General features: G+C 52.9%; 18 protein-coding genes. All 18 read right to left on the reverse strand.

The genetic code is table 11. From position 1 onward, the window contains the following. Positions 1–51 precede the first annotated feature (51 nt). The 18 genes from V2546_RS01750 to V2546_RS01835 all read right to left on the reverse strand — a co-directional run bounded on the left by V2546_RS01750 (position 52) and on the right by V2546_RS01835 (position 21,231). Positions 52–1,332: a methionine gamma-lyase family protein gene (locus V2546_RS01750; protein ID WP_329751391.1), complete on the reverse strand. Its 1,281-nt coding sequence runs from the start codon at positions 1,330–1,332 to the stop codon at positions 52–54. A gap of 11 nt (positions 1,333–1,343) precedes the next feature. Then, a complete protein-coding gene (gene miaA / locus V2546_RS01755; RefSeq protein WP_118529787.1) occupies positions 1,344–2,294 on the reverse strand; it encodes a tRNA (adenosine(37)-N6)-dimethylallyltransferase MiaA in 951 nt (316 codons plus the stop codon). Next, a complete protein-coding gene (gene mutL / locus V2546_RS01760) occupies positions 2,294–4,393 on the reverse strand; it encodes a DNA mismatch repair endonuclease MutL (RefSeq protein WP_118529785.1) in 2,100 nt (699 codons plus the stop codon). The genes miaA and mutL overlap by 1 nt, the downstream gene beginning before the upstream one ends. Before the next feature lie 34 nt (positions 4,394–4,427). Then, positions 4,428–7,061: a DNA mismatch repair protein MutS gene (mutS, locus tag V2546_RS01765; protein WP_182426750.1), complete on the reverse strand. Its 2,634-nt coding sequence runs from the start codon at positions 7,059–7,061 to the stop codon at positions 4,428–4,430. Positions 7,062–7,156: 95 nt separating this feature from the next. Then, a complete protein-coding gene (gene miaB, locus V2546_RS01770; RefSeq protein ID WP_329751392.1) occupies positions 7,157–8,587 on the reverse strand; it encodes a tRNA (N6-isopentenyl adenosine(37)-C2)-methylthiotransferase MiaB in 1,431 nt (476 codons plus the stop codon). Positions 8,588–8,670: 83 nt separating this feature from the next. After that, positions 8,671–9,912 (reverse strand): glutamate-5-semialdehyde dehydrogenase, encoded by a 1,242-nt coding sequence (locus tag V2546_RS01775; protein ID WP_329751393.1) that lies wholly within the window; start codon positions 9,910–9,912, stop codon positions 8,671–8,673. Beyond that, positions 9,906–10,529, reverse strand: coding sequence for a 5-formyltetrahydrofolate cyclo-ligase (locus tag V2546_RS01780; RefSeq protein WP_329751394.1), 624 nt, complete (start codon positions 10,527–10,529; stop codon positions 9,906–9,908). Before V2546_RS01780 ends, V2546_RS01775 begins: the two co-directional genes overlap by 7 nt. Beyond that, positions 10,507–10,734 carry a DUF896 domain-containing protein gene (locus V2546_RS01785; protein ID WP_118297935.1) on the reverse strand — a complete coding sequence of 76 codons (228 nt, stop codon included), beginning with the start codon at positions 10,732–10,734 and terminating at the stop codon, positions 10,507–10,509. The genes V2546_RS01780 and V2546_RS01785 overlap by 23 nt, the downstream gene beginning before the upstream one ends. A 150-nt stretch (positions 10,735–10,884) precedes the next feature. Beyond that, positions 10,885–11,730, reverse strand: a complete 846-nt coding sequence (gene proB, locus V2546_RS01790) for a glutamate 5-kinase (RefSeq protein ID WP_118297934.1) — start codon at positions 11,728–11,730, stop codon at positions 10,885–10,887. A 70-nt stretch (positions 11,731–11,800) separates the two neighbouring features. After that, the gene (locus V2546_RS01795; protein ID WP_215703006.1) at positions 11,801–13,408 is read right to left on the reverse strand and encodes an NAD(P)/FAD-dependent oxidoreductase; all 1,608 of its coding nucleotides are present in this window, start codon (positions 13,406–13,408) and stop codon (positions 11,801–11,803) included. After that, positions 13,320–14,756 carry an NAD(P)/FAD-dependent oxidoreductase gene (locus tag V2546_RS01800; protein WP_329751395.1) on the reverse strand — a complete coding sequence of 479 codons (1,437 nt, stop codon included), beginning with the start codon at positions 14,754–14,756 and terminating at the stop codon, positions 13,320–13,322. Before V2546_RS01800 ends, V2546_RS01795 begins: the two co-directional genes overlap by 89 nt. 149 nt (positions 14,757–14,905) lie before the next feature. Further along, on the reverse strand, positions 14,906–15,313 hold the full coding sequence (locus V2546_RS01805) for a hypothetical protein (protein ID WP_118529771.1): 408 nt from the start codon (positions 15,311–15,313) through the stop codon (positions 14,906–14,908). A gap of 106 nt (positions 15,314–15,419) precedes the next feature. Then, on the reverse strand, positions 15,420–17,084 hold the full coding sequence (locus V2546_RS01810; RefSeq protein WP_329751396.1) for a polysaccharide biosynthesis protein: 1,665 nt from the start codon (positions 17,082–17,084) through the stop codon (positions 15,420–15,422). Continuing rightward, positions 17,074–18,210: a DUF3048 domain-containing protein gene (locus V2546_RS01815; protein WP_329751397.1), complete on the reverse strand. Its 1,137-nt coding sequence runs from the start codon at positions 18,208–18,210 to the stop codon at positions 17,074–17,076. The genes V2546_RS01810 and V2546_RS01815 overlap by 11 nt, the downstream gene beginning before the upstream one ends. After that, positions 18,207–18,704, reverse strand: coding sequence for an rRNA maturation RNase YbeY (gene ybeY, locus V2546_RS01820; protein ID WP_329751398.1), 498 nt, complete (start codon positions 18,702–18,704; stop codon positions 18,207–18,209). The genes V2546_RS01815 and ybeY overlap by 4 nt, the downstream gene beginning before the upstream one ends. Further along, on the reverse strand, positions 18,701–19,723 hold the full coding sequence (locus V2546_RS01825; protein ID WP_118297927.1) for a PhoH family protein: 1,023 nt from the start codon (positions 19,721–19,723) through the stop codon (positions 18,701–18,703). Before V2546_RS01825 ends, ybeY begins: the two co-directional genes overlap by 4 nt. Next, complete coding sequence (locus V2546_RS01830) at positions 19,710–20,966, reverse strand: sporulation protein YqfD (RefSeq protein WP_329751399.1); 1,257 nt, start codon at positions 20,964–20,966, stop codon at positions 19,710–19,712. The genes V2546_RS01825 and V2546_RS01830 overlap by 14 nt, the downstream gene beginning before the upstream one ends. After that, entirely contained in the window at positions 20,959–21,231 is a 273-nt protein-coding gene (locus V2546_RS01835) for a YabP/YqfC family sporulation protein (RefSeq protein ID WP_329751400.1), read from the reverse strand. Before V2546_RS01835 ends, V2546_RS01830 begins: the two co-directional genes overlap by 8 nt. Between the last annotated feature and the right edge of the window lie 237 nt (positions 21,232–21,468).

The raw sequence follows: 21,468 nt of genomic DNA on the forward strand, positions 1-21,468 counted from the left end.
AGTTTAGCATATTTCTGGCTCAAAAACAATGAGTTAAGAAAAAGTTCACATTTACAATGTCACGATACCAGCATCGACTAATTTCTGCAGGGACATCAAAATACCGAGTTTTGCGTGGAACCAGGTAAGTCCTCCCTGGAAGTATACCGCATACGGCGGCTTGATCGGACCATCGGCGGAAAGCTCGATGGAGGATCCCTGAACGAAGGCGCCTGCTGCCATGATGACGTCGGAATCGTATCCCGGCATCGCCCACGGTTCCGGAGTCACAAAGCTGTCCACCGGCGCTGCCGCCTGGATTCCCTCACAGAATTTGATCACGCCTTCCGGTGTGCCGAAGGTGATCGCCTGGATGATGTCGTGACGGCTCTCCGTTCCGTTCGGAACGACGCCGAATCCAAGCTTCTCATACACATTTGCAGCAAAGATCGCACCTTTCAGTGCTCCCGCAACAACGGTCGGGGAGAGGAACAGTCCCTGATAGAGAGACTGGCTGACGCCAAGGCTGGCGCCGACCTCTTTTCCGAGTCCCGGAGCTGTCAGACGGTATGCCGCTCTCTCCACACAGTCCTTCCGTCCGACGATATAGCCGCCGATCGGGGCAAGTCCGCCGCCCGGATTCTTAATTAAGGAACCGACGATCATGTCCGCTCCTACATCCGTCGGCTCCAGTTCCTCGACAAACTCCCCGTAGCAGTTATCGACCATGCAGATCACATCCGGCTTGATGGACTTGATAAAGGAGATCAGTTCGCCGATGCGCTTTACGGATAAGGTCGGTCTCGTCGCATATCCCTTGGAGCGCTGGATCTCGATGAGCTTTGTGCGCTCGTTGATCGCTTTTCTGATGTTCTCGAAGTCGAAATCTCCATTCGGAAGAAGATCCACCTGGCTGTAGGTGATGCCGAATTCCTTTAAGGAGCCGACGGAATCACGGATCCCGATGACTTCCTCCAGCGTATCATACGGCTTTCCGACCGGGGAGAGGATCTCATCGCCCGGGCGGAGATTTCCGGAAAGGGCGATGGTAAGCGCGTGGGTTCCGGAGATCAGCTGCGGCCGCACAAGGGCATCCTCACCGTGAAATGCTTTTGCGTATACTTCTTCCAGCGTGTCACGGCCAAGGTCATTGTAACCGTAACCGGTCGTTCCGGCAAAATGAATATCGCTGACTCTCGCCTCCTGCATGGCTTTGATGACCTTCAGCTGATTGTACTCCGCTGTTTTATCGATCGTCTCAAAGCGGTCATGCAGACTCTTTTCGATCTCTCTTCCGTAATTTAAAACTTTCTCAGAGATTCCAAGCTCTCCGTACATCTTTGTAAGTTCCATGTCTTCTCCTTTTACTTTATCACGATTCCTCTGTCCTGCAGATCTTTTAACATCCACGCGAGGATCTTTTCTCTGTCAAAATCAAAGTTCCCCTGGTCCACCCAGGTCACTTCTTTTTCCCTCTTAAACCAGGTAAGCTGGCGCTTCGCGAAATGTCTCGTGTCGCGCTTGATGATGTAGACGGCCTCATCCAGAGAGATCGTCCCGTCCAGGGCATCCAGGATCTCCTTGTATCCCAGCCCCTGCATGGATACCATCTCCCTCGTGCAGCCCATCTCTTTCAGTTTTTCCACTTCCGCCAGCAGCCCGTTCTTCATCATGAGGTCCACCCGCAGGTCGATCCTCTCATACAGGCGGCCGCGGTCCATGTTGAGCACATAGTAGGCAAAATTGTAGGGCGATTCCTTTTTGCGCTCCGCCTCGTTGTGGGCGGAAATCTTTGTCCCGGTCTTTTTATAAAACTCCAGGGCGCGGATCACACGCTTTACATTGTTCTCATGGATCGCCTCCGCTGATTCCGGATCCACTTCCTTTAACATGTCGTGGAGAGCGGAAGCTCCTTTCTCTGCCGCCAGGCGCTCCAGCTCCTCCCGGTATCCCGTATCCCCGTCGTTTTCCGTAAAGTCGATGTCATTCACCAGCGCCTGGATATAAAATCCAGTCCCTCCGGCGATGATCGGGATATGCCCGGCCGCGTAGATCTCCTCCATAGCCTCTTTCGCGAGTTTCTGGAATACGACAACGTTAAATTCGTCCCACGGGTCCAGAACGTCGATCAGGTGGTGGCGGACACCGTCCATCTCCTCCTTCGTCACCTTCGCGGATCCGATATCCATGTGGCGGTACACCTGCATGGAGTCGGCGCTGATGATCTCCCCGCCGATCTTTTTCGCGAGTTCCACGGAGAGGGCGGTCTTTCCGGACGCTGTCGGCCCGGTGATTATGATCAAAGGCTTTTTCATCATACGATCCTCTTGAATTTCTTTTCCATCTCATATTTGCTGATCGCAACGATCGTCGGTCTCCCGTGCGGGCAGTTATATGGATTCTCCAGTTTTAACAGTTCATCGATGAGCTGATCCGCCTCCGCGAAGGACAGCTCGTTGTTTCCCTTTACCGCAGCTTTGCAGGACATGGTGGCGATCCGGTCGTAGACGGACTCCACATTCTTCCCCATGCTGTCGTCGGAAAGGCCATCGATGAGCTCCATCAGGAGATCTTTCTTTGCCAGGGAGAACAGGTTGTCCGGCACTGCGCGCACCGCGTACTCATTTCCGCCGAACGGTTCGATCTCGAACCCGATGTCCGTAAACACCTTCATGTGGCGCTTTAAGAGGTCCGCCTCCTGAAGGGAAAGTGTCAGGATGATCGGCGGGCTTATGAGCTGGGAAGTGTACTCTCTCGTCTTTAATGACGCAAAATTCTTCTCAAAGAGCACTTTCTCGTGGGCAGCATGCTGATCGATGATATAGAGGCTACCGTCATATTCCACGAGCCAGTAAGTCTCAAAGACCTGCCCGATCAGGCGGTGGCGCTTTCTCGCAGATTCTGAGAGGAGACGGTTGTCGAACATCTCCATCTGGGTCGGCTGGAGGTCTTTTGTTTTTTCCGCCCGGGGTGTGATTCCCGGCTGGTCCTGTTCAGACCGTACTTCCTGACTATCTTTTCTGTCCGCAGAGTCAGCACTCTTTGTCACGGCACCGGAAATTCCGGCTCCCGGAGGAAGCGCTCCCACTTTTCTTTCTGCCGGATCCATTCCAGGAAGACCCGCCATGATATGCTCTGCCGTCTGTCCGGTCGATTGTCCGGCCGCCGGCTCCGGTTTCAGTTCCCTCGTGAGCGGCTTCGGAGGCAGGATCCATTTGCTCTCCTGCTTCTTCTCCCCGTAGGTCGGGCGTTCTTCGCGGATGCCCATCGCCTCCATGCGGCGGTGTTCAAACGGCTCCGGTCCATGGGCGTTTTTCGCCACCGGATTCATTCCGCTCCCCGGCACCGGATTCCGTGCCACGGCAGCTTCTTCCTTTGCAAGCTCGCGCTCTTCCTTTTCCGACATAAGACTCACATTCGGGATCAGCTCTTTCCCGGAAAGCGCGTCGAGAACCGCCTGCGAGATCACTCGGTACATATTCTCGCCATCTTTGAATCGAAGCTCCATCTTCGAAGGATGAACGTTCACATCGATATACTCCGGCTCCACCGTGAGGTGCAGCAGCGTGAACGGGTATTTATGCTGCATCATATAGCTCTTGTACCCATCCTCGATCGCTTTGGAGACGAGTCCGCTCCTGATATAGCGCCCGTTGATAAAATAATTCTCAAAATTCCGGTTTCCCCGGGCGATCACCGGCTTTCCGATAAAGCCCGAGATCTTCACGATCCCGGTCGACACCTCGATCGGAAGAAGGTTTGCCGCGATCTCCCGCCCGTAGACCGTGTAGATGATGTCCTTCAGGTTGTGGTTTCCCGAGGTGTGGAGACGGCTCTGGTTGTTCACGATGAGCCGGATCGAGATCTCCGGGTGGGACAGGGCGATCTTTTCCACGAGATCCGCCACATGAGCGCCCTCCGTGGCCTCCGTCTTTAAAAATTTCCGCCTTGCCGGCGTATTGAAAAAGAGGTTTCTGGAGATAAACGTAGTCCCCTCCGGTGCGCCGATCTCCTCGAGACCTTTCTCCTCACCGCCTTCGATCCGGTATCTCGATCCGGTGAGACTTCCGGAGGTTTTTGTGATCAGTTCCACCTGGGAGACTGCCGCGATACTGGAAAGCGCCTCACCGCGGAATCCCAGAGAAGACACGGTAAGAAGATCTTCTGCCGTCCGGATCTTGCTTGTCGAGTGGCGCAGAAAAGCCAACGGCAGTTCTTCCTTTTTGATCCCGCAGCCGTTATCCGTGATCCTGATAAACCCGATGCCGCCCTGGCGGATCTCCACAGTGATCGCCGTGGAACCGGCGTCGATGGCGTTTTCCATTAACTCCTTCACCACGGAAGCCGGCCGCTCCACGACCTCGCCCGCGGCGATCTGGTTGATCGTACTCTGATCCAGAACCTGAATCGGCATAGTCTCTCTCCCTCTCTTTCTTTTTCAATCCCTGCTACTGCCAGCGGTTTTTCAGCTTCGTCTGCAGCCGGTACAGGGTATTTAACGCATCGATCGGGGTCATGCTGGAAAGCTCCAGATCCCCGAGTTCTTTTATAATGTCATCGTCCTTCACGGTATCAAAGATCGACATCTGGTTGAGATCCACCTCGTCCGGCTTCGCCACCGCCTTATGCTGCGGGGACGCGCTCATCTGGGCAATCTCTTTTGCCTGGGCTGTGATATCGGCGCTCGCGAGCTCCTCAACAAGCTCCTTCGCGCGGGCAATCACCGGCTCCGGAACACCCGCGAGTTTCGCGACCTGGATTCCATAGCTCTTATCTGCCCCGCCCTTTACGATCTTTCTGAGGAATACGATATCATCCCCCTGTTCCTTGACGGCGATACAATAGTTGTTGACACCGCTGATGGTCCCCTCAAGCTCCGTGAGCTCATGATAATGGGTCGCAAACAGCGTCTTCGCGCCGAGGATCTTCGGGTTGCTGATGTGTTCGATGACTGCCCAGGCGATCGAGAGACCGTCAAAGGTGCTCGTGCCGCGGCCAATCTCATCGAGGACGAGGAGACTGTTCTTCGTGGCATTTCTTAAAATATTTGCAACCTCCGTCATCTCGACCATAAAGGTACTCTGTCCGGATGCCAGGTCATCGGAGGCGCCGACTCTCGTGAAGATCCTGTCGCAGATCCCGATGTTCGCCTCGTCAGCCGGAACAAAGCTCCCGATCTGCGCCATGAGGACGATCAGTGCCGTCTGTCTCATGTAAGTGGATTTGCCCGCCATGTTCGGTCCCGTGATGACGGCGATCCGGTTCTTTCCGTTATCCAGATATGTGTCGTTCGCGACGAACAGGCTGTCTTTGATCATCTTCTCGACAACCGGATGACGACCGTTTTTGATGTTGATCAGTCCTTTTTCGTTGATTTTCGGCTTCACGTAGTTATTCCGCATGGACACTGTGGACAGGGAGGTAAAGACATCAATGCCCGCGATCGCTTTCGCAGTGCTCTGGATCCGCAGGACCTCCGCAGCGATCTTATCGCGCACATCGCAGAACAAATCGTATTCCAGAGTGTACAGGCGGTCCTCCGCGCCCATGATGATGTCTTCCAGCTCTTTTAACCGGTCTGTCGTGTAGCGCTCCGCATTTGTCAGAGTCTGTTTGCGGATAAAGTAATCCGGGACCAAGTCTTTGAAGGAGTTTGTTACCTCAAAGTAGTATCCGAACACCTTGTTGTATTTGATCTTTAAGTTCTTGATGCCGGTCTTTTCCTTCTCCTCGGTCTCAAGATCCGCCAGCCATGCCTTTCCTTCCGTCTTTGCCTTCCGGTACTTGTCGGCTTCCTCGCTGTATCCGTCCTTGATGATGTTTCCCTCACGGAGCGAGATCGGCGGCTCATCGACGATGGACCGGTCAATGAGTTCGTAGAGATCCCGCAGCGGATCCAGATCCTCGTTCATTTTCTTTAAAAGCTCACAGGAAAACTCCCCGAGAATATCTTTGATATACGGCAGCATCTCCAGGGAATTCTTAAAGGAAAGAAGGTCCCTCGGGTTTGCCGTCTTATAGCTGATCCGCCCCATCAGGCGCTCCAGGTCATAGACGGAATTCAGGTACTCCCGGATCTCCTCCCTGGAGATATAGTTCATGTTCAGCTCTTCGATCGCCTGCTGCCGGCGCTCGATCTCCGTCTTGTCGATCAGCGGCTGTTCGATAAAGGAGCGGAGAAGTCTCGCCCCCATGGCCGTCTTTGTCTTATCGAGGACCCAGAGAAGGGAGCCTCTCTTCTGTTTTTCACGCAGAGTCTCCACAAGCTCCAGATTTCGTCTTGTGGAGGTATCGATCATCATGAACTGTCCCGTTGTGTACGGTGTAATCTTCGTCAGATGGGACAGGTCATTCTTCTGCGTCTCATAGAGATACTGAAGGACCGCACCGGATGCGATCATTCCATTCTCATAATCTCCGAGTCCAAGTCCCTCGAGACTCATCACATGGAAATGCTCTTTTAAGATCTTCCTGCAGTCATCATCCGAGAAAAACCGGTTCTCCAGTGCCGTCACGGCAAAATGATACCGCTCTTTTAACTCATCCATATCAAGTCCGGACATGAAGAGTGCCTCATTGCACACAAGCTCCGACGGCGTGAACTTGTTGATCTCATCGAGAAGCGCCCGCTCGCTCGTCACCTCCGTGACAAAAAAATCGCCGGTCGTGATGTCGACCGTCGCAATCCCGTAATTGTTTCCGGTATACACAACTGCCATCAGGTAGTTGTTCTTTGTCTCGTCCAGAGCCTGGGAGCTCGTGATCGTTCCCGGCGTCACAACGCGGATGACTTCACGCTTTACAAGACCTTTCGCGAGCTTCGGATCCTCCATCTGCTCCGCGATCGCAACCTTATAACCTTTCTGGACGAGTCTTGTGAGATAGCCTTCCACCGCATGGAACGGGACTCCGCACATCGGAGCCCGTTCTTCCAGACCGCAGTCCTTTCCCGTCAGTGTCAGCTCCAGCTCTCTCGAAACCGTCTTCGCATCCTCAAAAAACATCTCGTAGAAATCACCCAGCCGGTAAAAAAGGATACAGTCCGGATACTGCTTTTTTGTCTCGAGATAATGTGTCATCATTGGTGAAATCTGTCCCACGTCTTTTCTCCTATTCCATAACATGCCCACAGCGCCCGAAGCACTCGGCTCCGGGCGTCACATGTTTTTCATCCTTATTATTTAACAAGGGAACCCATATAGTAGAATCCCTTTGCCTCGTCTAAAGAGACATCCACGATCTTTCCGATCAGGGACGCGTCCCCGGCGAAATGTACGACTGTGTTGTTGGAAAGTCTTCCTGTCACAAAGCCGGACTCGTGGGTATCGATCTCCTCCACAAGGACTTTTTGTACCGTTCCCTCATGGCGCTTTACGACCTCTCCCGCAATGTCCTGGACTTCCTTTAACAGGCGGTCAAAACGGTTCTTTACGACATCCTCCGGAACCTGGTTCGGCATGGCCGCCGCCGGAGTTCCGGTGCGCTTGGAGTAGATGAAGGTGAAGGCGCTGTCGTAGCGGACCTTGCGCACCACGTCCATCGTCTCCTCGAAGTCTTCCTCAGTCTCCCCCGGGAATCCCACGATGATATCCGTAGTCAGGGAGATATCCGGGATCGCCGCGCGCAGTTTCTCCACCAGTGCGAGATACTGTTCCTTCGAATATTTCCGGTTCATGCGCTTTAAGATCTCACTGCTGCCGGACTGGAGCGGCAGATGTAAATGGCTGCAGATCTTCTTCGAATCCCGCATCGTCTCGATCAGCTCGTCGGAGAGATCCTTCGGGTGGGAAGTCATGAAGCGGATGCGCTCCAGTCCTTCGATCTTCTCGACTCTTCTTAAGAGCTCCGCAAAGGTGATCGGATGTTCCAGATTCTTTCCGTAGGAGTTGACGTTCTGTCCGAGAAGCATCACTTCCACAACACCGTCAGCCACAAGCTCTTCGATCTCTTTGATAATGTCCTCCGGCTCTCTGCTCCTCTCGCGTCCGCGCACATACGGCACGATGCAGTAACTGCAGAAGTTATTGCAGCCGAACATGATATTGACGCCGGACTTGAACGGATATTTTCTCTCGACCGGGAGTTCCTCCACGATCTCATTGGTTCCTTCCCAGACATCCACCACCATCTTCTTTTCCATGAAGCGCTCGTAGAGCAGCTCCGCAAGTTTGAAAATGTTGTGGGTTCCGAAGATCAGGTCAACATGGCGGTAACTCTTTTTGATCTTTGCGACAACCTCCGGCTCCTGCATCATGCAGCCGCAGAGTGCGATCATCATATCCGGATTTTTTCTCTTCACGCCGCTCAGATATCCAAGACGGCCATACACCTTTAAGTTCGCGTTCTCACGCACGGTACATGTATTGTAAAGAACGAAATCCGAGTTCTCATCGGCTCCCTCCACATATCCCGCTTCTTTTAAGATCCCAAGGAGCTTTTCGGAGTCTCTGGCATTCATCTGGCACCCGAATGTATTGATAAAACAGGTGAGCGGGCGTCCTTTTTTCGCGCTCTCCGCCTCCACGAGCTTTTTCACCTGTTCCATAAAGTACTGCTGTCTCGCCGGTTCCTCCGTCGGAGCCCCTGCGATGATATTTTTATCTATCATTCTTATGTTTCTCCAAATTTCTAAATTCAATCCTGAATGATTATAACCAAGATTCTCCGAAAATGCAACCTTGTTGTTTCACCTTACTTCCGGATCTGCCCGTCTCCGTAGATGATGTACTTCGTGGACGTCAGCGCAGGAAGTCCCATCGGACCTCTCGCGTGGAGTTTCTGGGTACTGATCCCGATCTCAGCTCCGAATCCGAATTCGAAGCCGTCGGTGAATCTTGTGGACGCATTGACGTAGACAGCTGCCGCATCCACCTCATTCAGGAATTTCTGGGCATTCTCGTAATCCTTCGTGATGATCGCCTCGGAGTGACCGGTATTGTAGTGGTTGATGTGGGCAATCGCCTCGTCCACGGAATCCACGATCTTGCAGGAAAGGATATAGTCCAGGTACTCTTTCCCCCAGTCTTCCTCCGTCGCCGCCGTAAATTCCGGTACGATCGAGCGGGCGTCCTCATCTGCGCGGATCTCCACGTTCTTCTCATCCAGACGCTTTTTCATGAGCGGCAGGAATTCCTTTGCGATCTTCCGGTGCACCAGTGTGGATTCGCAGGCATTGCAGACGCCGATCCTCTGGGTCTTCGCGTTGAAGATGATGTCGAGCGCCATATCGAGATCTGCACTCTCATCCACATAGATATGGCAGTTTCCGGTTCCGGTCTCGATCACCGGCACTGTGCTGTTCTCCACGACCGTGCGGATCAGTCCGGCCCCGCCTCGCGGGATCAGGACATCGAGATATCCGTTCATCCGCATGAACTCGCGCGCCGTCTCATGGCTCGTATCTTCGATCAGGGCGATCGCATCCTCCGGGATATTTTCCTTCTTCAGTCCATTCCGGATCGCTGCGACGATCGCTTTGTTGGATTCCAGTGCATCGCTCCCGCCGCGGAGGATCACAGCATTTCCTGCTTTAAAGCAGAGAGCGAACGCATCCGCCGTCACATTCGGTCTCGCCTCATAGATGATCCCGATGACGCCTAACGGGACGCGTTTCTGTCCGATCAGCAGTCCGTTCGGGCGTTTTTTCATGGAGATGACCTCACCCACCGGATCGTCCAGTCCGACAACCTGGCGCATGCCTTCCACGATGCCTTCGATGCGTTTATGGTTCAGTTCCAGGCGGTCCACAAGTCCCGGAGCCATTCCTCTCTCCTTCGCTCTCGCAACGTCCGCCGCATTTGCCTTTAAGATCTCGTTCTCCTCATCCAGGATCTCCTGAGCAGCTGCCAGAAGTCCTGCATTCTTTAAATTTGTCCCCATTTTTCCGAGAACATAGGAAGTTTCCTTTGTTTTCTGTCCGATTTCTGTTAACATGGCTGTTCCTCCCTGATCCGTGTTCCGGCATCCCGGTCTTTGCACCGGATCACACGCTTTTCTGTCACGATCAAATCTACATTCTTATCATACGGTCCCACCGGGATCTCCCCGAGGATCTGGAACTCATAGGCCAGCGCGATCGTCATATGACCGGCATGCTGTTCCAGATACCGGTCATAGAATCCGCCGCCTTTTCCCAGACGGGCACCGGTTTCCACAAATCCCATTCCCGGGACCAGGATCGGCGCCGTCCGGAGGATTTCTGATCTGGTCTCATCCGCTTTTCGGCATCCGTTCTTTGGTTCCATGATATGAAATGAACCTTCCGAGAGATCCTGCTCCGACTCCGTCACAAAAAACTCCATCGTCTCCCCGGTAACTTTCGGAAGACAGATGATGTATTTTTGTGCCCGGAGTTCCTCCAGAACCTCCCCGGTTCCCGCCTCCCAGTTCAGGGACGCATATCCATACACGGCTTCCGTTTCTGCAATCTCCGGAAGACCCAGGACGCGTTCCGCGATCCCCCTGTCAAGGATCCTCTTTTCTTCTTCCGGCATCGCTTTCAGACGGCTCCGTATGTCTTTTCTGAGCTCAGCTTTCTGTGTTTCCCACATTTCCGTATTTCTTTCCGAGGTCTGTCACGGAGCCGTCCTTCTCAACGATCGAAATGTTGTTCAGATGGCCTCTGAGACTTGCCTTGATGTCAGCGACATACTGCTTTCTGAGCGCCGCCTGCTCCTCTTTCTCCTCATCCGTAAGTCCTACGGACTGGGATTTATGGTAAAGTTCATTGATTCTGTCGATCTGTTCCTGTTTCATGTAATTTTCTGTCCTCTCTGTTTGTTTCCGGGATCTGCGGTTTCCCCGCTTCCGGAATGCAGGTTCCTGCCATCTGATGCACACTCACGCGAAGATGATGATCGACGCAAGCGACTGCGCAAGGCACCCGAATATGCCGGGATACCTTTTTTACGCGTGAATACTCTGGATATAATCCAGCAGCGCAAATTCGCTGCTCTTATTTGCTTTAAAGAGTGTTCCGATCTCCTCACCCTTTAAGATGCGCCACATGACTTCCACATCGTCTGCGTTCGCGATCACCATGTCGGCACCGCTCTCTGTCGCGATCTTTGCCGCGTGGAGTTTTGTCGCCATTCCTCCGGTTCCGACGTCGCTTCCTGTGGTCCCTTTTCCCATCGCCATAAACTCATCAGTCAGGTCATCCACCTGGCTGATAAATTTTGCATCCGGATTTTTCTTCGGGTCATCCGTGTAGAGCCCGTCGATGTCGGAGAGAAGGAATAACAGATCTCCCTCGACAAGAGCCGCAACGATGGCGGAAAGGCGGTCATTATCACCGAATTTGATCTCATATGTAGATACGGTATCGTTCTCGTTTACGATCGGCACCGTTCCGAGTTTTAGAAGTTCATTGAACGTATTTTTCGCGTTTGCGCGGGAAGTATCGTCCAGGATCGTCGCCTTTGTGATCAGGATCTGTGCCGCCGTCTGGTTGTACTCGGAAAAGAGTTTCTGATATACCATCATGAGGCGTGCCTGACCGACCGCCGCGTAAGCCTGTTTCTCGGCAACCGTCTCCGGCTTCTTTCCGCCGAGCGTCTGGCGCCCCGTCGCGATCGCACCGGAGGAGACAAGGATCACTTCTTTTCCCATTCCTCTCATATCGCTGATGACGCGGACCAGTTTCTCGATCTTTGCAAGGTTCAGGTCTCCGGTCTCCGCATGTGTCAATGAGGAAGATCCGATTTTGATCACGATCCTCTTTTTATCTTTTAATAATTCTCTCTCTGTCATATGAAAGTCCCCTTTCCAACGGAATCAGGCAGTACCGCCTTTTTCTCCGGCGCACTGCCGCTTTTACAGTTTAACCTACCGCTGCATACCGCTTGATGATCTCTTCCGCAACCTTCAGGCCGTCCATGGCCGCCGATGTGATCCCTCCGGCGTACCCGGCTCCCTCGCCGCATGGATAAAGCCCCTTTAAACTGCTCTGAAGGCTCTCATCGCGGCAGATCCTGAGCGGTGATGACGTACGGCTCTCGATTCCTGCAAGGACAGCGTCCGCCCGGTCGAATCCTCTGATCCGTCTTCCGAACTGCTCCATCCCTTCAAGAAACGCTCCGTTTAAGGCCTCTGGCATCAGTTCCCGCAGGTTCGCGAAGGAATATCCCCCGCAGAACACAGGTTTCACATCTCCCAGGGCCACCGTCGGTCGGTTTGCGGCGAAATCGCCGTAGAGCTGGACGGGGATCTTTCCTCCGCCGAGCGCGAATGCACGCTCTTCCAGGGTTCTCTGGAATGCGATGCCGCCCAAAGGACCGGCTGTCGGGAAATCCGCCGGAGTGACCGCCACGATCAGGGCACTGTTTGCGATGCCGCTGTCCCGTTTAAAATTGCTCATTCCGTTGACTGCCAGACGTCCTTTTTCCGAGGAGGCGTTCACCACCATTCCTCCCGGACACATGCAGAACGAGTAGACGCCGCGGCCGCTGGTTGTCTTCGCGGTCACTTTATACGGCGCGGCGCCGAGTTTTCCGGCGTCCTCCAGCCCATACTGGTTCCGGTTGATCTGCGCCTGCGGATGCTGGATCCTGAGTCCCACCGCAAACGGCTTCGGCTCCATAAAGACCTTCATCCTGTCAAGTTTCTCAAAAAGATCTCTGGCACTGTGTCCCACAGAGAGGATCACCTGCTCCGTCCCGATCACGGTCCCATCTGCGAGCTTTACTCCGGAAACTCTGCCGTTTTCCTCCAGGATCTCCGTGACTTCCGAGCGGAAATGGACCTCTCCGCCTCCGGCGATGATCCTGTTTCTCAAATTTCTGACCACTTCTCTCAGCACGTCGGTCCCGATGTGAGGTGCATGGTCATAAAGGATCGACGGATCCGCCCCCATCTCCACAAAGGTGGAGAGGACTTTTCCGTTCCTTCCCGAAGTATCTTTTACAAGTGTATTTAGCTTTCCGTCTGAGAATGTTCCGGCTCCGCCCTCACCAAACTGGACGTTCGAGCGGATATCGAGCGCCGGATCCCCGTTTTTCCAGAAATCCTCTACTTTTTTTGTTCTCTCCTCAACGGCATCTCCCTGTTCAAAAAGGATCGGGGCATAGCCGTTTTCGGCGAGTGCCAGCGCTGCGAACATCCCGGCAGGACCTGCCCCGATGATCACCGGGCGCTTTCTCATCTCCTGCGTTCCATGTTCCGGGTACGCATATAGTTTCGAGTCTTCTGCCCGGACATTCTGGTTTGCCGCCTTTTTGATGACTGCTGCCTCTTTTTTTCCGCCTGCAAGTGTCACATCCACAATATAACTGAACAGCAGATTCGGCTTCTTTCTCGCGTCGATGGAGCGGTGGACGATCTGGATCTCCCCGATCGCCGATTCATCGATTTTTAAGAGCTTTGCCGCCTTTTTCTTTATCGCCTCTTCCGCGTGATCCACGGGAAGTGTGAGCTGATTGATCCGGATCATATGTATGTTTTTTCCTTTCCTGTCTTCCCCGGGCTCTGTTCCCTTCCGATCCGGAGAATTTCACCTGTTTTTCCTGTCCCCGGACAGTTTTTCTGTATCCTTGGACGACCCCTGCGGCTGCATGAGATCCGGCTGCATATCCGGATGACCATGCCCACTGCAGGTTGTATCCGCCGCAGATCCCATCGACATCCAGAAGCTCCCCGACCATGTAAAGTCCGGGAACGCGTTTTGACTGCATAGTTTCCGCTTCTATCTCTGTTGTATCGACACCGCCTGCACAGATCTGGGCCTGTTCAAAAGGATTTGTCTCCTTCACCGGGATCACAAACTCCCGAATCACAGAAACCAGACTGTTCAGCTCCTCTTTCGTCAAGAGTCCCGCCTGTCTTTCGGGCCGGATCTTTGCCGCTTTTAAGAGCACCGACGCGAGTTTCTTATTAAAAATACCGTTTAAAAATGTCTCGGCAGTTTCCCCCGAAAGGCAGGATCTCTGCTCCTTCAAAAGATCCTGGACTTCTTCTTCATCCAGATCCGGCAGAAAGTTCAGGACTGCAGACACCTTCTGCTTCCGATCCAAAAGCTTCGCCGCATACCTGCTCACCTGGAATACCGGGATGCCCGAGATCCCGTAGTCCGTGATCTGGAGTTCTCCCCGGTCTTTTGCCGCTGTCTTTCCGTCCCCGGTCCGGATCTCCACAAGGCAGTCCGTCCGGACTCCGGAGGCTTTCGGGAGGAGATTTCCTTCGCATTTCAGCTGGACAAGCGCCGGGAGCGGCTTGATGATCCGGTGTCCAAACTGTCTCGCGAGCTCATAGCCGCTTCCGTCGGATCCTGTTCCTTTCGCCGCCATGGAACCGCACGCCAAGATCAGGAAATCACCTGTATAGATCCCACGGTCTGTCTCGACCGAAAAACGGTCTTTCTGTCTTTTCGCGTTCCGGACTTCACATTCCGTAATGATCCGGACTCCCGCACGGTCCGCTCCCCGGAGCAGTGCATCGAAGACCGTCTGCGCCTGACCGGACATCGGATATATATAGCCGCCGCGGTCCATCGTCAGGACACCAAGTTCCCGGAAGAACGCTGTCGCGGCGGACGGTGGAAAATTCCGGATGGCAGCTGTTTCAAATCCGCTCTGATCACTCCTGTAGCAGGACGGATCCATATAGAGGTTTGTCAGGTTGCACTTGCCGTTTCCCGTTGACAGGATCTTTTTTCCCGGTCGGGCCGTGTGCTCCAGGACCGTCACATCCGCACCCTGTTTTGCCGCAGTGATCGCGGCCATAAGTCCTGATGCACCGCCGCCGATGATGATCCCTTTCCGTCCTCTGAAACTTTCCGCCATTCTATCTCTCCCCTGTACCTGATTTACGGCAACCGTTCATCTGTGCGATGATCCGCGCATGGAACCCGATCACAGATCATCCGGGGATCATCCCGCCGAACGGTTACAATTTATATTAGTATATCGACCTGAACGCAAAATTTCAAGTATCAACTGCTGTAAGATTCCAGATAACTGAATATTTCTGCCATTGTCGGAAACCAGATCCCGGTCATCAGCCGTTCCTGTTCTTCCTCCGGAAATTCTGCGAGCGGCATGTGGGTAAAGAGATCCGTGGTCTCCTTTCCCTTATCGTATACGATCAGATATCCTTCCTCGGCAACAAGAAAATATCGTTCTTCCTCCTCCGCCATCGTCTCATGTTCCACCTGTTCCTGGTTTAAGACCACATGGATCTCCTCCGTCTCCTTCGCGAAGACCGGCTCTTCCACAGACTGCTGCATCTGTACCTCCTCTGTTCCCCGGGCTTCCTCCCCCGCAGTCATAAGGAACAGCGTGATCAGGCTGGCGGATGTCAGAAAGAAAAAGAAAAGAAAGCAGGATACATACTTTTTCATAGGAATATTCCTCCTTTTATGAAAGTATCTGCTTTCTTTTTCTTTTTTAAACATATATTTTTATTTAACAGGAAATTCCGATGGAACTTCCCGTTAAATAAAAATTTTACATTAAATGAAGCTTTCTGAACACCCTGAGAAGTTTCGTTCCGCCCGGCATGGTCTTAAGTTCCGCCGCAGACAGGGCGCCAAGCTTGATCAGGAGCACACCGTAAACGATCACTGCAACCATCATCGCAAACATCGTAGAAAGCGCATTGCTCTTTACCGCGAGATGCACAAGCTGATAGGAGCCAAACGCAAAGAGTCCCATCACTGCAGAAGCGATCACCGGGATCACAACGGTCTTTTTCATCTCCTGCCGGTAACCGAGAAGATTCCGGATGGATCTCGCATTCATCAGGCACATGAACACCGCGAACAGGATATTCGCAAATACCATGCTGTAGATTCCCATATGGAATCCCAGCGCCATGATCTCAAGTGCGATCAGATGGAGGACAAGGGAGATCACCGCGTGAAAGATCGGAAGACGCATTTTGTCGATTCCCTGAAGGATCGCGTTCGTCACCGTAGAGACGGAGTAAAATACGACCGCAAGAGAACCGTAGATCGTCATCCGGATCGCCAGGGTATTATCTCCAGAGAACAGCAGGTTATTCACCGGTCCCGCAAGTACCGTAAGTCCCACAGTGGACGGGATCGCCACAAAGCAGGAGAAACGGATCGCAGATGCCACGCGCTCTCTCACAAGCTTTTTGTCTCCCATCGCCACTGCCCTGGATACGGACGGGATCAGGGAGGACGAAAGGGCATTGGAAATCGCCATCGGCACATTGATCAGCAGATGGTATTTTCCTGTATACACTCCCCAGATGGAGGCAAATTCATCTCCCTGTCCGAGAGTCTTAAAGTTGTATGCGAGAATCCCGTTATCCAGCACGCTGTTTAAGTTGTAGATCGCGGAACTCAGGATAACCGGAACGACCGTGAAGAACAGGACTCTCGTGATCTCCTTATAGCTCTCCACAAATTCCGTCTGATCCCTGCGGATCTGACGTCTGCGGACGTTTCTGCTGATTGCAAAGAGGAAAAGCAGAAAGATCAGCGCCGTGAAGGCGCCCGCACCTGTACCGATCGTTCCTCCGGCAGCTCCCCAGGCGTTGGAATAGCCGGTTCCTGTCTGGTTCTTTAATACTTCTGTCTTTAACGCCTCGTTAAAGAGAAAGCTTCCTGCAGCCACGCTGATGATGGCATTTACGATCTGTTCAAAGACCTGGGAAAAGGCCGTTGGCACCATGGTTCCCTGTCCCTGGAAATATCCGCGGAACACACCGAGATACGCCATGATCCAGACCGTCGGGGCTAATGTCTTTAATGCAAATGCCGCATAAGGCATAAAGAATACGTCTCTCGCAAAGAAATCAGCGCCGAACCAGATCACTGCGGCCGCAAATGCACCAACGATCGTTGCATAGCAGAGTGCCGCGCGCAGGATCCTCGCGGCGTTCCGGTATTGTTTTCCTGCAAGTCTCGCGGAAACCATCTTCGACACGGCGAGCGGCAGGCTGTAGGAAGACAGGAGCAGCGCAATATTGTATACATTAAACGCAGTTCCATAATACCCCATTCCCTCATCACCGATGATGTTGATCATCGGGATGCGGTACGCGATACCGATGATCCTCACCACGATGGACGCCACCGCCAGGATACTTCCCTGGACGACGAAATTGGATTCCTTCTTCTTTTTCTGTCTGTTACTTTCCATAAATTTCAGCTTTATCGAACCTGTCTGCTCCTACAATGCAGATCCAGGTCTTTCCTTTGTTAAGCATAACTTCCTTTCCTTCAGAGTCATAGTAGCGGGTCGGTCCGAAGTCCCCATCCTTTTTCCAGGAGACCGGAACGCACTTTCCGCCTGTAAAGACATAACCCGCTCCGCCTTTGTGGACGTTGATGTTGAGGTAATCGGTGCTGGCATAATGTCCCCACTCCACGTACTGGAAGATGACATTTCTGACAGCGATCTGTCCGCTGTCGCCGTTGTGTTTTCCGCCGTACTGGAAGCGGTAATATTTTCCATCACTCTCATTGTACTCAAACCAGGGATTGTTCATCGTATAGGACGGATACATCTTATACGCATCCTTCGCGTCGGATTCCGCCGGAACATAAGTGCCTGTCCCTCCCGCGAACTGAAAATGTCCTGTGTAGGTATCGCTGTAGGAGGTCCGGTAACCGAGCTGGCCGATCGTCTTGTTTAACTTTGCCCCGCTCGTATACGCGTTGTGCGGTGCCTTTTTGTCCTTCGTGCGGTAATATGCGTTTCCGCCTGTACTGTCAATTCCGTTGATATTGTCCACATTTTTGAGGTACGGAACCGCGAAGGTACTCTGCCCATAGTGGGCATAGATCGCGTCATACTCTCTTGCGAAGTATGTATAGTAAGTACGGCAGCTTCTGACGGAGCCGATCCTCTCAAGATCGTCGTAGTCCTCAAAGATCGACATAAACCGGTTCATATCGCCTTCCACCGGTGCCTCATAGACTACATCCGCCCGGTTAATCCCGTACTGGGGCAGAGATGCCTTATCATTGCTCATCATGACCGCGACCGGACGTCTGTTGGCTTTCGCCACATCCACCATCTCACCGGTCAGGTAACTCTGGATCTTTCCGTCGACTTCTTTGCGCTCCTCCGGACCCTGCGGTTCCGTTTCCGCCTCCGTCGTCGGTTCTGTCTCAAGGACGATCGTCTTCGTCTCTTCCGGCGTCTCCACCGACGCCTCCGTTGTCACAGCCGCTTCCTCTGCCTTCTTTCCACAGCCGGAAAGCACTGCTGCCGCCATCATGATCCCAATACTGATAATAAATGCTCTGCCCCGTTTTCTCATCTCCTGTAACCCCTCCGTTCCAGAATTTCTCTCTGCATATCCTCCATCTGGATCCGCTCTTCGTCCTCCACATGGTCGTAGCCGGACAGATGAAGCATACTGTGCGCGACTAAGAATGCCAGTTCTCTCGTCTGAGAGTGGCCATACTTCTCAGCCTGCTCTTTCACCTTATCCACGGAAATTACAATATCCCCCATAAGTAATTCCCCTGTATCCGGGTCGAAGTATTCCTCCGGCGTCTCTTCCAGATGGGAAAAGTCGCCCGGTGTCTCAAAATCACACATCGGGAACGACAGCACATCGGTCGGGTTGTCGATCCCGCGCATGTCAAGATTGATCTGGTGGATCCCGGCGTTGTCCGTCAGGAGGACATTCACCTCCGCGTCATACGGGCATTCCACGTAATCCAGGGATTCCTCGATCACATTTTTTATGATCTCCTCGTACGGGAGATCCAGCTTTTCTTCCGCTTCGTACTCCACTGTCACTGTCATCTCTGTTCCCGTCCTTCCCGGCCGTCCTTCTGATGTTCCCCGCGAGATCTTCTCTCCGGTTTCTCACGGCCTTCATATTCATCATATGCTTTTACGATCTTCTGAACAAGCGGATGTCTGACCACGTCCTCGTTTGAGAAACGGCAGATCCCGATATCGTCGATATTCTTTAATACTTTAAGCGCCACATCAAGCCCCGACACCTGACCGGCAGGCAGGTCTTTCTGGGACTGGTCGCCGGTGATGATGACTTTGGAACCGAAACCGATCCTCGTCAGGAACATCTTCATCTGGGCCTGGGTCGTGTTCTGGGCCTCATCCAGGATGATGAACGCGTTGTCCAGGGTTCGTCCGCGCATGTACGCGAGAGGCGCCACTTCGATCAGGCCTTTCTCCGAATTGTGGAGGTAGCTGTCCGCGCCCATGATCTGATAAAGAGCGTCGTAGAGCGGGCGCAGATACGGGTCGATCTTACTCTGCAGGTCGCCCGGAAGAAAGCCAAGCTTCTCTCCCGCCTCGATCGCCGGGCGCGTCAGGATGATCCTGCCAACCTCCCCGTTTTTGAAGGCCTGGATCGCCATGGACATACCGAGGTATGTCTTTCCGGTTCCCGCAGGGCCGACGCCGAACACGATCATCTTTTTCCTGATCAGGTCGATATACTGTTTCTGTCCCAATGTCTTCGGTTTTACCGGTTTTCCGTTTATGGTATGGCAGATGATATCGCGGTCCAGGGAAAGCATTTCCGTATCCTTATCGTCAAAGGAGAGCGCCAGAGCGTAGTCCACGTTCTGTTCCCCGATCTCTTCGCCCCGCTTCGAAAGCTCCAGAAGCGTCGAAAACACGCTCTTGGCACGTTTTACGGCATGATCCGGTCCAATGACCTTGATCTCCCCATCCCGCGCCACCATGGATACGTGAAGTGTCCGCTCAATTTTTTTCAGATAACTGTCAAACTGTCCGCAGACTTTCCGTTCATGTTCTGCCGGAATGTCTATGATTGTCTCAATGATGCTCATCTAATGTCTGAATCTCCTCCTGATCTTCCGGGATGGGGGATTCCTTCGCGATGTCCTCCACCACCGTCAGTGTTCCATGAATCGTCCAGTGCGATTCACTTCTCTCTATTCTAACATCACTACCAAGGATTTGTATACCTTTTTCCGTAAGATTTTGCATATATTCGTTCAAATAACGGTCCGCAGCGTCTGATACTTCCGTTTTTGTGAGGACTTTTTCATAGGGGACATATTCCCTGGCGGTGAGGATCCCGACGTAGACCGGAAGGTAAAAATTTTCTGAAAGTCTGAGCTGGGTCTCCTCCATAAAAAGTTCCCAGGTGCTTTCTTTTTTTAAGTCCGGCATCAGAAAATAAAATTCTGCGCCGGCAAATTTCAAAAAGAGTCCCCGGCGTTTCTTTCCCGTCGCTGCACGGATCTCCTCCGTCTCCGGGATCGTCCACCCGGCAGTCTTTGTCGTCTCAGCATATATTTCCGCATCCGCATGCACCTTATTTGTCTTTACGAGCGTCTCCGAGTCGTCGTAGATCGGAAGTTTCCCCGATACCAGGATATCACCAGCCGCCACCGTGTCACCGGCTTTCACGCACGCGATCCCGTTTCGCACGATCATTTTTATCACGGTACCGTCCGCTTTCGCCGCAAGATTACAGGGCGTCTCCGGCTCTTTTTCTGCTTTCAGGATCCCGTCATTTTCCCGGATATGGACGGTAAGTCTTGTGCCGGTGAGTTCCGCGGACACCCAGCTGATCTCCGGAAAAGCGTTCCGGATCCTGTTTTCCAGGTCCGCACAGGAGATTTCGCTCTTTCTCATCCCGCACCGGACCGGGACCGCGTCTATGAAGTGCAGCAGTGTCTCATCCGTAAACCGGCAGTTTCCGTCAAAGGAGATGTCCCACACATAAAAAGATGAGACGAAGATCAGCAGAAAAAAAGTAGCAAGTCCTCCGACCCAGAGGCTCCGGCGGCGTCCGGTGATCATCCAGAAGGGAAGTCCGTGTTTCTCTGTGATCCTCAGGCGAACCCCGGTCTTTTCGGCAATAGATTTTAAGTGTTTAAAATCCCGAGGCATGATCTTAAAGTACACGGACCGTTTTCCTCCGCACTTCTTCTCTCTTTCTTCAGTCTCGATGTCCCAGATCTCAATTTCTCTCTGGGCCGCAATATTAAAAAAGCGCTCCATCCCTCTCCCCTCGATCCGGACTTTCACGCTTCCCTCCCGCATATCTCTGATCTTATTCAAACCGGATCACCTCCAGGCGGCCGGATATCTTCATCTCATCTTTATCATAATAGCAGATCTTTAATTTTTTTCCCGAAACAGAAAGGATATCATGTCTGCACCGGATCCGGATCTCCGTATCGGTATAGACGAGAATACTCCTGTAATTTTCAATATGTACTGCCCGTGTCCCTATGAACGTCAGGAGTGTCTCCCCGCCCACCGCATCCGCGAACACACCCGCGGAGTCCAGCCGGGGAAAGCCGCGCTTTTTCTGCTCTCTCATACCATGCTCCGCCGAATCATGCCTTACAGAAGTTTATGTACAGTTCCTTTTTATTATTCCAGGAGAACAAAGAATGTTCCTAAATAAGAATGTGCCTTGGCACATTCTCGCGCCGAGCGCGGTCGCTTGCGACAACCTTCATCTTCGCGCGAGTGCGCATCTTAGGCACGCAGTGCCTTTTTGTTTAACAGGAAGTTCCATCGGAATTTCCTGTTAAATAAAAAAACCGCACCCACC

This window comes from Clostridium sp. CM74B_53, assembly GCF_036318045.1.
Lineage (GTDB): Bacteria > Bacillota > Clostridia > Lachnospirales > Lachnospiraceae > Pilosibacter.

What these genes read in the sequence shown, in the direction of transcription:
- V2546_RS01775 (WP_329751393.1), bottom strand. Translation starts at nt 9,912, where the DNA reads ATGTTAACAGAAATCGGACAGAAAACAAAGGAAACTTCCTATGTTCTC.
- V2546_RS01800 (WP_329751395.1), bottom strand. Translation starts at nt 14,756, where the DNA reads ATGGCGGAAAGTTTCAGAGGACGGAAAGGGATCATCATCGGCGGCGGT.
- V2546_RS01785 (WP_118297935.1), bottom strand. Translation starts at nt 10,734, where the DNA reads ATGAAACAGGAACAGATCGACAGAATCAATGAACTTTACCATAAATCC.
- mutL (WP_118529785.1), bottom strand. Translation starts at nt 4,393, where the DNA reads ATGCCGATTCAGGTTCTGGATCAGAGTACGATCAACCAGATCGCCGCG.
- V2546_RS01835 (WP_329751400.1), bottom strand. Translation starts at nt 21,231, where the DNA reads ATGAGAGAGCAGAAAAAGCGCGGCTTTCCCCGGCTGGACTCCGCGGGT.
- mutS (WP_182426750.1), bottom strand. Translation starts at nt 7,061, where the DNA reads ATGATGACACATTATCTCGAGACAAAAAAGCAGTATCCGGACTGTATC.
- V2546_RS01780 (WP_329751394.1), bottom strand. Translation starts at nt 10,529, where the DNA reads ATGTGGGAAACACAGAAAGCTGAGCTCAGAAAAGACATACGGAGCCGT.
- V2546_RS01815 (WP_329751397.1), bottom strand. Translation starts at nt 18,210, where the DNA reads ATGAGAAAACGGGGCAGAGCATTTATTATCAGTATTGGGATCATGATG.
- V2546_RS01810 (WP_329751396.1), bottom strand. Translation starts at nt 17,084, where the DNA reads ATGGAAAGTAACAGACAGAAAAAGAAGAAGGAATCCAATTTCGTCGTC.
- V2546_RS01825 (WP_118297927.1), bottom strand. Translation starts at nt 19,723, where the DNA reads ATGAGCATCATTGAGACAATCATAGACATTCCGGCAGAACATGAACGG.
- V2546_RS01795 (WP_215703006.1), bottom strand. Translation starts at nt 13,408, where the DNA reads ATGATCCGGATCAATCAGCTCACACTTCCCGTGGATCACGCGGAAGAG.
- V2546_RS01750 (WP_329751391.1), bottom strand. Translation starts at nt 1,332, where the DNA reads ATGGAACTTACAAAGATGTACGGAGAGCTTGGAATCTCTGAGAAAGTT.
- proB (WP_118297934.1), bottom strand. Translation starts at nt 11,730, where the DNA reads ATGACAGAGAGAGAATTATTAAAAGATAAAAAGAGGATCGTGATCAAA.
- miaA (WP_118529787.1), bottom strand. Translation starts at nt 2,294, where the DNA reads ATGAAAAAGCCTTTGATCATAATCACCGGGCCGACAGCGTCCGGAAAG.
- V2546_RS01805 (WP_118529771.1), bottom strand. Translation starts at nt 15,313, where the DNA reads ATGAAAAAGTATGTATCCTGCTTTCTTTTCTTTTTCTTTCTGACATCC.
- ybeY (WP_329751398.1), bottom strand. Translation starts at nt 18,704, where the DNA reads ATGACAGTGACAGTGGAGTACGAAGCGGAAGAAAAGCTGGATCTCCCG.
- miaB (WP_329751392.1), bottom strand. Translation starts at nt 8,587, where the DNA reads ATGATAGATAAAAATATCATCGCAGGGGCTCCGACGGAGGAACCGGCG.